Raw genomic sequence first — 11,648 nt, 5'->3', positions numbered from 1 at the left:
AACGGCTGCCTGCGCGATCATGGGAGGCGTGAGCTTGTCCAATCCCGCTCTGCTGCTCGACCAGTACCGCATCCGCCAGGAGCCGTATTACCGGCCGCTCAAGGATGAGGTCGAACTGTTCGGTGCAGCCTATGCGAGCCGCATGCCGGTGATGCTGAAAGGCCCCACCGGCTGCGGCAAGACCCGCTTCATCGAATACATGGCGTGGCGGCTCGGCCGCCCGCTGATTACGGTCGCCTGTCACGAGGACATGACCGCGGCGGATCTGGTCGGGCGCTGGCTGCTCGATGCGGAGGGAACGGTGTGGAGCGACGGGGCGTTGACGACGGCCGTTCGTCTTGGCGCGATCTGCTATCTCGACGAGATCGTCGAGGCGCGCCAGGACACCACCGTCGTGATCCATCCTCTGACCGACGACCGCCGTGTGCTGCCGCTGGAAAAGCGTGGCGAGCTGATCCACGCGCATTCCGACTTCCAGCTCGTGATCTCCTACAATCCGGGCTACCAGAGCGCGATCAAGGACCTCAAGGAGTCGACCAAGCAGCGCTTCGCGGCGCTGGATTTCGGCTATCCCGACCGCTCGGCAGAAACCGAGGTGGTGTCGCGCGAGGCCGGCATCGAGCCGAACCTTGCCGATCTCCTGGTGAGGATCGCGCAGCATAGCCGCAACCTGAAGGGGCAGGGGCTCGATGAGGGCGCGTCGACCCGGATGCTGGTCAATGCCGGCCGCCTGATCGGCTGCGGCATCAGCCTCGAGAAGGCCTGCGAGACCACGATCGTGGTCCCGCTGACCGACGATGCCGACACCAGGAACACGTTGCGCGACGTGATCTCGGCCTCTGCGTGAATGGACGCTCGCAGGTGACGGTCGCGCAAATCAGTTCGCTCGATAGCTTCCGGTCCGGACGCCGGCTCGCGGCGCTGCTGCGCGGCCACGATGAGATCGGCGCGGCCGTGCAGGCGGCGCGGGCCGCATTGCAGCGCGCAGGGACGATCGATCACCTCGCGACCTGGGATGAGGCGGTCCACGACCTGTTCGGGGCCAATCTAGGCCATGCCGTGGTGTTGGGCTTTCTGCGGCTGTCGGAGCAATGGCCGGCGCAGCGATCGACCGATGATCTGATCGCGATCGGACGCGCCGCCGGCGATATCGGCCGCAGCGCTGGGAGCCGCGCCGCCCACGGGTTGCTGACCGAATTGTCAAAGGTGCTGCCGCGGCTTGCGGAGGCTGGAGAACTCACCGCTGTTCTCGCTGCGTTTTGCCAACTCGCAGATGCTGGTCCGGAATCGGTGGGTCTTGCGATCGGCCGGCTGGAGCCGCTGCTGGCGCATGCCGGGGGCGACGACTTTTCCGCCTGGGTCTCCGCCGGCTTGCGCGCAAGCGGCGGTCGCGCATCGCGCCGGCGCGCCTATTTCGCGCTCGATGATCCGCTTTCGGTGCGGCTGTTCGCGGTGGGGCGGACCGACGACGACTTTGCACGGCTGGAGAGACGCCTCGCTGCAACAACGATCGCCCTGTGGAACAGAAAGCCTCGCTTCCGCAAGCTTGCCGCTGCGCCGACGCCGGTGCCGCGGCGCACCTCGCTCGCTGCCGGCTTCATCGGTCTCCCCGAAACCTTTCCCGGCTTTGCCGGCGAGGCGGCGGACACCATCTATCTCGCGGCGGTCGCGCATGCCGGAGCCCATCTCGTGCACTCCGCCGTCCGCTTTCCCGTGGGGCGGCTGAAGGCATTGCAGATCGCGCTGGTCTCGCTGATCGAGGATGCCAGGGTCGAGACGCTGGCGCTTCGCGAGATGCCCGGGCTGCGCCGGCTGTGGCTGCCGTTTCACAGCGCGACGCCATCCGGCCAGGCAACCGCAGCCGGACTGATGATGCGATTGGCGCGGGCGCTGATCGATCGGGACTATCGGGATCCGGATGTGTGGGTGACCAAGGGACAACAGTTGTTTGCCGATGCCGCCGGCCGCTGGACGGATCCCGCCATCAGCCGCGAGATCGGCGGGCTGCTCGGCAACGACATCGGCCAGATGCGGCTGCAGTTCAACGCCAAGAGCTACGCCGTCGAGCCCGCTTACCGCGACGACAATTTGGCGCTGTGGGATTTTGGCGATCAGCCGGACAGTCCGACCGAGACGATCGAACTTGCGGTCGATTCCGTGCGTATGGAGCGTCGCGAGCACGCCGATGGACAGTCCACCGACGACAACGCAAAGCCCGACGAGACCCTGCGCGCGAAGGCCAGCGCGGTCACGCTGCTGGACGGATTTCCGGTCGCGACCTATCCGGAATGGGACTACGCCGCGCGGACCGAGCGAGCGGACTGGACGACGATCCTCGAGGCTGATGCCGCTGCCTCCGCGCAGCCGTTCGATCTGCCGACGGACACCGAGACGACCCGCTGGATCACGCGGTTGACCCGCGACGCGTCGATCGGCCGCCGTATCAGGCACAAGGGCCAGCGCGACGGCGACGCGCTCGATATCGACGCGGCGATCGCGCTGACGATCGAGCGGCGCGCCGGCAGCGTCAGCGAGCCCATGGTCTATCAGCGCGATGCGCCGGGACCGCGCGATCTTGCCATTCTGCTGCTGCTGGACCTGTCGCAATCGACCGCCGACCGTGACCGTCGCGGCCGGACCGTTCTCGACGTCGAGCGCAAGGCGGCCGCGATCATGGCGGCGGCGGTCGAGGCCGCCAATGACGCGATCGCGGTGCATGGTTTCAGCTCCGACGGCCGCGAGCGCGTGCGTTATCTGCGCATCAAGGGTTTTGAGGAGCCGATGGATGCCGTCGTGCGTTCGCGCCTCGCCGGGCTTGGCAGCAGCCATTCCACCCGGCTTGGCGCGGCCTTGCGCCATGCCGGGGACGACCTCGCCGGACGGCGTGCGTTCCGCAAGGTGCTGCTGGTGCTCACCGATGGCGAACCGTCCGACGTCGATGTGCCCGATCCGCAATATCTGGTGGAGGACGCGCGCCGGGCCGCACAGCAATTGCGGCGGCGAGGCACCGATATTTTTGCCTTCGGTGTCGGAGAACACAGGTTTCCCCAGCTCGATCGCATTTTCGGCGAGCGCTACGCGCTCCGCGTGCCGCGCATCGAGGTGTTGCCGCACCGGGTGATGCAGCTCTACGCGGAACTGAAGAAATAAAGGGTCCTGTCGTCACGGAGCCGGCCCAGATCGTCGTCCACACGCCTACGCACCGCTGTCACACTTCGACGCTAACGTTGCAGATTGGACACAGCGGCCCGCCTGGGAACAATCGACGCGGACACGATGAGCATCGGATATCTTTCGAGGGGCCGGGCAGGGCGCCCCTCAGACGCTTGTCGATTGTGCGTTTTGATCTGCCTCTGCATGCTGGGCGCCGGCGCCGACTACGCGATGGGACAGGAGAGCCCGAACGCTTCGGCGGCGCGGATCACCTTCGATATTCCGTCTCAAGCCCTGACGTCCGCGCTGGAAAGCTACGGCGCCACGGCGCGGCGCGAGGTGCTTTATGACGCGCGGCTTGCGACCGGCCGGCGCTCGAGCGAGGTGAGGGGCGTATTCGCGCCGACCGAAGCCTTGCAGATCCTGCTCGATGGCACCGGCCTGGTCGGCCGGCTGACGTCGGAGAATGCGCTGGTGGTGGTGCCATCGTCTCCGGCCGCCGGCCAGCCGACGACGCCTGACGTCGATGCCAGGAAGGGCGACCCGGTCATTCGGGCCCGTTACTACGCGCAGGTGCAGGAGCGCGTCCGGGACGCCTTCTGCAGGGACAGCCTGTTGCGGCCTGGCCGCTACCGGATCGCTGTGCAGTTCTGGATCGCTCCAACAGGATCCGTGCAACAGACCAGGCTTTTGAGCAAGACCGGCGATGCACGCGTCGATAGCGCGATCGAGACGACCCTTCGTGGATTGAGAATCAAGGAGACGCCGCCGCAGGGCATCTCGCAACCCCTCACGATGGTCGTTGCGCCGCGTCCGCCGGAGCAGACGCGGGACTGCGCCGGGATTGACGCAATCCGCACCAGCGGCGAGGCGAACTGAGCGTGCCGGGATGAGCGACGCAAACCGGACCATGCTCCGCAGCTTCCTGGCTGCCCGCTACGATGATCTCAAGCTGCGGCTGAGCCGTCGTCTGGGCTCGGCGGAGCTTGCCAGCGATGCGTTGCAGGACACCTATGTGCGTCTCGATCGGGCTGAAGTGGCGGGGGCGGTGCAAAGCCCGGCCGCGTACCTGTTCCGGATGGCCTTCAACGTCGCAATGGACCGGCAGCGGGCCGAGAAGCGGCGCCTGGCGCACAACGAGGTTCAGGATCTGCTCCATATTGTCGACGATGCGCCGGGGCCGGGTCAGATTGCGGAGGCCCGCTTCGAGATCGAGGCCCTGGAGAAGGCGATCGCGGAACTGACGCCGCGCCGCCGGGTCATCCTGCTGGCCGCGCGGCTCCAGGGCATGCCGCAGCGGGAAATTGCCAGCCGGCTCGGGGTCTCGCTGCGCCTGGTCGAGAAGGAACTTCGCCTCGCCCAGGAACATTGCGCGCTGAAGCTCGGAAAATAGTTGTGCGGTTGATGGCTATGGCGAACGTCAAATGGACAAGCGGACGACCCGGCTGCGGAGGCGAGGGGCGCTGCGAGGCAAGCCTGCATGACGAGCAAAGGCGGTAAATCGACAATGGGGCTCGGCGCAATGGAGCGGGAGGCACATGCCTGGGTCAGGCGCTTGACGTCCGGCGACGCGACGGTCGAGGACGCCGATGCGTTCCAGGTGTGGCGCGAGCAGAGCGCCGCCCATGCGACTGCGTTTGCGAAGGCAAGCAAGCTTTGGGAGACGGTCGGCAGCGCCGGCCATAACCTCCGCTATGACCCCGCATCGCTTGGCGCGCTGCTTGATGGTGAAGCCAGGCGCGTGATGACGCGCAGGCTGGTGCTTGGCGGCGGACTTGCGACCGCCGCCGCGGCCGTCGGAGCGGTCACGCTGCGTCCCCCGCTCGAGCTCTGGCCGTCATGGTCCGAGCTTGCTGCGGACTACCGGACAGGTACGGGAGAGCAGCGCAAGCTTGCGCTGAACGACAGCGTGTCGATCAACCTGGACACAAGGACCAGCATCGCGCTGCGCCCGGACCATGGCGATACCAGCCGGATCGAGTTGATCACGGGGCAGGCGTCGATTGCGACGACCCCGCAACAGTCGAGGCCGGTGACTGTGATTGCGTCGAGTGGTCAAACGGTTGCAACGCAAGCCACGTTCGACGTGCGCTATCTCGGGGCTGAGGTGCGCGTCACCTGTCTCGGAGGCGAGGTTCGCGTCGAGCATCAGGGAAATGCCCGCACCGTTCGTGAGCGGCAGCAGATCGCCTACGACGAGCGGCGCATGAGCGATATCGTTGCGATCGATCCGGCGGTCGAAGCGGCCTGGCAAGAGGGTTTGCTCGTCTTCCGCTACACGCCGCTGCCCAAGGTGGTGGAAGAGGTGAACAGGTACCGATCGGGCCGGATATTCATCGTCAATGCCGAGCTGAACGCCCATTTGATCAACGGCCGCTTCCATATCGACCGGATCGACGAGGTTCTCGTGCAGCTCGAGCAAGCCTTTGGCGTCAAGGCGAAAACGCTTCCCGGCGGCATTGTGCTGCTGAGCTGACGCGGCGGCGGGCGGGGGCGCGAAAAAAGTTCGAGTCCGGCGTGCGGGTCGATCCGTTCAGGATCGTCACAGCCGCGAGGGTCTCGGTGTCGGTACCGGGGCGCAAATATTCGGCTGTGCGTCGGCCGCGCAAGAAAGCGATTCCATGGTTCCCGGCTTCTCGAGGTCTCTGTCCCGCGCGTCCGTTCGCGCTACGTTGTTTGGCAGCGTCAGCGTTGCGGCACTGCTTGCCAATGCGCCGGTGGCCGCGCGCCCGTTCGGATCGGCCTGGACGGCGTCACCGTCGGCCGCAGCCATGGCCGCGTCGCAGCCGGCCGCGCAGGACGCGGCAGCAGCAGCCAAGCAAGGCCAGGATGCTATGGCGCGGGCCACCCGCGCCATCCAGGCGATGCAGGCCGTGCAGAGTGCGGCGCGCGGCGCGGCGCAGGCCTCGCAGCGTTCGACCACGCTGCCGCAGGTCTCGGTACCCAACGGCCTCGCGCCAGGCGGCCTGCAGGTGGCGCCGGGATGGCAGGGTGCGAACGCGCCGACGCAGGCGGTCGATGCCGCCGGCCAGACCCAGGTCGGCATCGCGCAGACCCGGGCGCAGGCGATCCTCAACTGGAATTCCTTCAACGTCGGCGCCCGCACCACGCTGACCTTCGACCAGCAGGGCAATGCGAACTGGGTGGCGCTCAATCGCGTGGTCGGCAGCACCGCGCCGAGCCAGATCCTCGGCAATATCAAGGCCGACGGCTCGGTCTATGTGATCAATCAGAACGGCATCATCTTCGGCGGCGCGAGCCAGGTGAATGTCGGCTCGCTGATCGCCTCGACCGCCGGCATCACCGATACCCAGTTCCTCACCAGCGGCATCTACGCGCAGCAGGCCGGCGGCCGATATGTGCCGAGCTTCACGGATGCCCGTGGCGCGGTGCGAGTCGAGCCCGGCGCGCTGATCTCGACCAACGCGCCGTCCTCGGTGACGCAAGGCGGCGGTTTCGTCCTGCTGATGGGGACCGAGGTCAGCAATGCCGGCTCGATCAGCGCGCCGCGAGGCCAGGTACAACTCGCGGCCGGCAACGACTTTCTGCTGCGGCCGGGTTACAGCACGGACGCCAACCAGGGCTCGACCACGCGCGGCAACGAGATCTCGCCGATCGTGCGCGACGCAATCGCGGCCGTCGGCAACTCCGGCCTGATCTTCGCCCAGCAAGGCGACATCACGCTCGCGGGCCGCAGCGTCAACCAGAACGGGGCGCTTGTCGCCACCACCTCGGTCAACACCCGCGGCACGATCCATTTGCTGAACGCGGTCTCCGATGCCGCGGGCAGCATCACGCTCGCGAGCGGCAGCCTGACCGCGATCCTGCCCGAGCTCGACAGCAGTGACACCGCGCTCGACAGCCAACGCAACCAGCTGGTAGCCGATTCCAAGGCCTTCACCCACGCCCCGGTCGCCAACGCCCAGTTCGACAATCTTTCGCAGCTGTCCGACCGGCTCGACCAGGGGCGCATCGAGATCGTCAGTGGCGGCACCGTCAATTTCAAGGCCGGCTCGACCACGCAGGCGCAGGGCGGCCAGGTGGCGGTCAATGCCGGTCACCGCGTCTTCGCCGAGAGCGGATCTGTTATCGACGTCTCGGGCGTGCGCGGCGTGCTGCTGCCGATGTCGACCAACAACCTCCTGATCAACGTGCAGGGCAACGAGCTGCGCGACTCGCCGGTCAACCGCGATCAGGACAATCTGAAGAACGCGGATGTCTGGATCGACGCCCGCGACCTGGTGCTGGTGCCGGCGGGCACCGGCGGCTATGCGACCGACCGCTACTATACGCCGGGTGGCCTGCTCGAGGTTTCCGGCTATCTCGCCAATACCGCGCACCGGATCGGCGAATGGGCCGCGGTTGGCGGCAGCGTCACGCTGTCGGCGCCGGAAGTCGTGGCGCAGAAGGGGGCCGTGTTCGACGTCTCTGGCGGTTCGGTCAGCTACCAGGGCGGTTACATCCGGACCACCAACTTCCTGGGCGCGGACGGCCGTCTCTACAGCGCCAACGAGGCCCGCGCCGACATGCAGTTCTACGGCGTTGGTGCGGGCTTCATTCGCGAGCACAAGCTCGGCGGCAAGGTTGCGCCGAACCTGACCGAAATCTGGACCAGCCCGTTCGGCAAGGGGCGCGTGACGACCCGCTGGGAGGACGGCTACACCATCGGCCGCGACGCCGGCTCTCTCATCCTGTCGACGCCGACGGCGGTCTTCGAAGCCGATATCGTCGCTGATATCGTCACCAGCTCGCGCCAGACGACGGCTCGGCCTGATGGCACGACCGATGGCTACAAGCTGTCGCAGAATGTCGCCCCGCTCCAGGGCAAGCTCGCGCTCGGCGGCTATTCGGGACTGGGCCTCACCGATGCATCCGCTGCGCGGGTCGCCTTCGGCCGGACCCCCGCTATATCCGAGGCGCTGAACGTCACGTCGGTCCTGCCCGACGATCGCATCGGGACCGCATTCTTCAATTCGGACGCGCTTAATGCCGCCAAACTGGGCGGGCTCAATGTTGCGAGCAGCAAGGAGATCCTCGTCGAGGCGCCGCTTGAGCTTGCGCCCGGCGCGCAGGTGATCTTCGCAGCACCACATGTCGATATCGGCGCGAACGTCACGGCGCGTGGCGGCAGCGTGACGCTGACCAATCTCATGCATGCGCTGCTCGGCCAGAACCAGAACGAGCAATGGTGGGCGCTTCGCGACGCGGACGGCAAGGCGCAGGTTACGATCGGCCAGAACGTCGCCGTCGATCTCAGCGGATTGTGGAGCAATGGACTGACCGGGGCCGATGTGTCCGGTCAGGCGCATGTCGATGGCGGCAACTTCATCGTTTCGACGACCGGCGGCATCACGCTTGCGAGCGGGTCGCTGATCGATGTGTCCTCGGGTGGCGCCATCCTGGCGACCGGCAAGACCATCGGCGGCAAGGGCGGCAATGTCAGCCTGGTGGCCAACGACTATTCGCATCTGCTCTGGACCCAGTTCTTCACCAATCCGCTCATCCTCGACGGCACGATTCGTGCGTATGGCTTTGCCGGCGGCGGCACGCTGACGCTGAACGCGGGCCAAGAGATCGCGATCGGCGAGGCGGTGGCCGGGGCGCTGGTGCTCGATCCCGCGATCTTCAAGTCCGGCTTCACGGCCTACAACATCGGCAGCAACACCGGCATCCAGACCGGTGAAGGCACGCGCGTGGACGCCGAGGTGCCGGTCTATCGCTTCACCCAGGGCAGCTTCGGCGCGCCGAGCGGCAGCCTCGTTGCGGATGCCGCGACGCTCTGGACCCCGCCGCGCTTCGCGGTCAACTCCTTCACGCATGGCGCCACGCAGCGCGTGGGCGCCGATGTGACGTTCTGGAGCCTGCATGATTTCACGCTGGCGAAGGGCGCATCCATCAACGTCGATCCCGGGCGTTCGGTCTCGATCTACGCCAATCGCCAGACGGTGATCGACGGCACGATCACGGCGCCCGCGGGCAACATCCTGATCACGAGCGTGCAGGACGCCCCCGGCGACAACAGGTACAATTCCGGTTACGGCGAATTCGGCCTGACGCGTTCGTTCTGGATCGGCGACGACGCGGTGCTGGACGTCTCGGCGCGCGATGCGGTGGGGCGCGACGAGCGCGGGGTTTCCTATGCTGCCGTGCCGGACGGCGGCACGATCCGCATCGGCGGCACCGGCGCGCTCGATCCAAAATATCCCGTCGTCAGCGACGCCTTCGTGATCGTTCGTCCAGGTGCGCTGATCGACGCGTCGGGTACCTCGGCGGTGGTCGATGTCCAGAATGGCAAGACCTATATGCCGACGCTCGCCGCAAGCGACGGCGGGACGATCTCGCTCTATTCCAGCTTCGGCATGGCGCTCGACGGCACCTTGCTGGCTGCGGCCGGCGGCAGCGGCGCGTCCGGCGGTTCGCTGAACCTGACCATGTCCTGGCGCGGCTATATCGTGGGGCAACCGAACACGAGTTCGCCCTATGCTAGCAACCAACTGCCGCCGGAGTTCCAGAGATCGCGCGATATCACGCTTGTGCAAAACGCTACGGGTAGCGGCCTCGGTGCCAATCTGTCGCCCGGTCAGGCCGATCCAGCGCTGCAATTCGGGCGGACCGTGATCGGAGTCAACCAGGTCGCGAAGGGGGGCTTCGGCTCTCTGGCGCTCTATACGCGCGATCTTCTCGTCCTCGACGGCAATGTGGACCTCAGCCTGTCGCGCAGTCTCCGGCTGTCGAGCGGCGTCATCGCGTCGGCGCCCGACACGCCAAACAGCACAATTCATCTGTCTGCGCCCTATGTCCGCATTGATGGCGTTTACAACGCCGAAGATTCGCAGGTCGCGGTTGGGTATTCCCCCGGGATCAACAATGTCGGCGTCCGGAATCCGGCGACCGGCGGAAGCTTCACCGTCTCAGGCGATCTGATCGACGTCTATGGCGATGTCAGGTTCGGAGGCACCGGCCAACAGGGCAGCGGGGAAGTGGACATCGGACGTCCCGTCAGCATTCCATTCGATGCCCGAGGCTTTCATCAGGTCGCGCTGCAGAGCAATGGCGATATCAGGTTCGGCAATGGTGGGCTCGATGTCGAAAACCTCGCGCTGACTGCGGACCAGATCTATCCGTTGAGCGGCGCCCTTGCGGTCATCAAGGTTGGGCTCGGTCCAGGCGGGACAAATTCCGTCTATGACCCCGATGCCCATCTCATCATCCGCCGCAATGACGACGAGACGCCGCCGGTCCCGGCCTCGGCCTTCGGTGATTTGGTGCTGATTGCCGCCGACATCGACCAGGGCGGCGTTGTTCGCGCGCCGCTTGGCCGCATCTCGTTCAATGACACCCGGCGCGTCAGCGGCCCGCTCGTTTCCCCCGTAGCCAGCGCGCGCATCACATTCCGCAGTGGTAGCATCACCTCCGCGAGTGCGGCCGGCCTGACCATGCCGTTTGGCGGCACCTCGGATGGTATCGCCTATCAAGGCGCGGACGGCACATTGCGTAACTTGGCGAGCGCGACTTACGACGATCATCAGGGCAGATACCTGATTGCGAGCGGCATCTCGATCAATGCCGCCTCGGTGGTGGGTGAGCCCGGGTCCGTGCTCGACCTGTCTGGCGGCGGCACGCTCACCGGCGCGGGCTTCATCTCCGGCCGTGGCGGCTCGGTCGATGTGCTGAAGACGGCGCTCGCCAATGCCAATCCCGTCAACGGCAGCTACAGCGCTGCCGGCAACAAGGTCTATGCTATCCTGCCTGGTTACGCGGCCGACTACGCGCCGGCGATCGCCATCAATGGCGCGGGCGACCCGGTGATCGGGCAGCAGATCACGCTTCCGTCCGGTGCGCCGGGACTGCCGGCGGGCACCTACACGCTGCTGCCCTCGAGCTACGCGCTGTTGCCGGGCGGCTATCGTGTCGAACTCGGTCCGACCGGAACGGCCGTGATGGCGCCTGGGCGCGCGGGCAATGGCTCCGTCGTCACGTCGGGCTATCTCGGAGTTGCCAACACCGCAATTCAGGACACGCTGCCGACGCGGGTGATCCTCACGTCCGGCCAGACCACGCGGCTCTACTCGCAATACAACGAAACCGGCTACGCTGATTTCGAACGCGCGCAAGCGGCCACGTTCGGCGGGTTCCGGCCTCGTCTGCCGGAGGACGGCAAGGTCCTTGAAATAGGTCTGTTACCTCAGCAGGACAATACGAAATCATTGTCGTTCGCCGGGACCGCCTTGTTCGACGGCGCCAAAGGCGGTGTCGACGGTACCTTGGCCGTCAGACCGTCGGCTCTCACGGCGGGTACTGCCACACTCGACATCACGGCGCCGGGCGCAACGCCGATAGCCGGTCATACGTCCATCTCCAGCGACGACATCAATGCCTTCAGGGCATCCACGCTCCTGCTGGGTGGCATCAGCATATCTTACGCACAGGACGGCGTTCCCGGCGCAGGCGCGCAAATCTCTTTTGACGGACAAGCGACCGTCAATCTCCTCGAT

At 66.4% G+C, this 11,648-nt stretch carries 6 protein-coding genes; all 6 read left to right on the top strand.

Translation table 11 applies throughout. From position 1 onward, the window contains the following. The first annotated feature begins 34 nt into the window (after positions 1-34). A complete protein-coding gene (locus tag QMZ05_RS31690; RefSeq protein ID WP_353704326.1) occupies positions 35-847 on the top strand; it encodes a CbbQ/NirQ/NorQ/GpvN family protein in 813 nt (270 codons plus the stop codon). Positions 848-861: 14 nt separating this feature from the next. Then, a complete protein-coding gene (locus QMZ05_RS31685; RefSeq protein ID WP_353704325.1) occupies positions 862-3,150 on the top strand; it encodes a VWA domain-containing protein in 2,289 nt (762 codons plus the stop codon). Between the two features lie 207 nt (positions 3,151-3,357). Next, positions 3,358-4,032, top strand: coding sequence for a TonB C-terminal domain-containing protein (locus QMZ05_RS31680; RefSeq protein ID WP_353704324.1), 675 nt, complete (start codon positions 3,358-3,360; stop codon positions 4,030-4,032). A gap of 10 nt (positions 4,033-4,042) precedes the next feature. Further along, positions 4,043-4,546: an RNA polymerase sigma factor gene (locus QMZ05_RS31675; protein WP_074127025.1), complete on the top strand. Its 504-nt coding sequence runs from the start codon at positions 4,043-4,045 to the stop codon at positions 4,544-4,546. 87 nt (positions 4,547-4,633) lie between these two features. Next, the gene (locus QMZ05_RS31670) at positions 4,634-5,629 is read left to right on the top strand and encodes a FecR domain-containing protein (RefSeq protein ID WP_353704323.1); all 996 of its coding nucleotides are present in this window, start codon (positions 4,634-4,636) and stop codon (positions 5,627-5,629) included. A 196-nt stretch (positions 5,630-5,825) separates the two neighbouring features. Continuing rightward, a partial coding sequence (locus tag QMZ05_RS31665; RefSeq protein WP_353704322.1) for a filamentous hemagglutinin N-terminal domain-containing protein occupies positions 5,826-11,648 on the top strand: 5,823 nt, incomplete at its 3' end.

Origin of the sequence: Bradyrhizobium sp. INPA03-11B, assembly GCF_040446015.1 — a bacterium.
In the GTDB taxonomy this organism is placed as follows: Bacteria; Pseudomonadota; Alphaproteobacteria; order Rhizobiales; family Xanthobacteraceae; genus Bradyrhizobium; species Bradyrhizobium macuxiense_A.
This window is presented reverse-complemented; position numbering and strand designations above follow the sequence as displayed.

What these genes read in the sequence shown, in the direction of transcription:
- QMZ05_RS31680 (WP_353704324.1), top strand. Translation starts at nt 3,358, where the DNA reads ATGCTGGGCGCCGGCGCCGACTACGCGATGGGACAGGAGAGCCCGAAC.
- QMZ05_RS31675 (WP_074127025.1), top strand. Translation starts at nt 4,043, where the DNA reads ATGAGCGACGCAAACCGGACCATGCTCCGCAGCTTCCTGGCTGCCCGC.
- QMZ05_RS31670 (WP_353704323.1), top strand. Translation starts at nt 4,634, where the DNA reads ATGACGAGCAAAGGCGGTAAATCGACAATGGGGCTCGGCGCAATGGAG.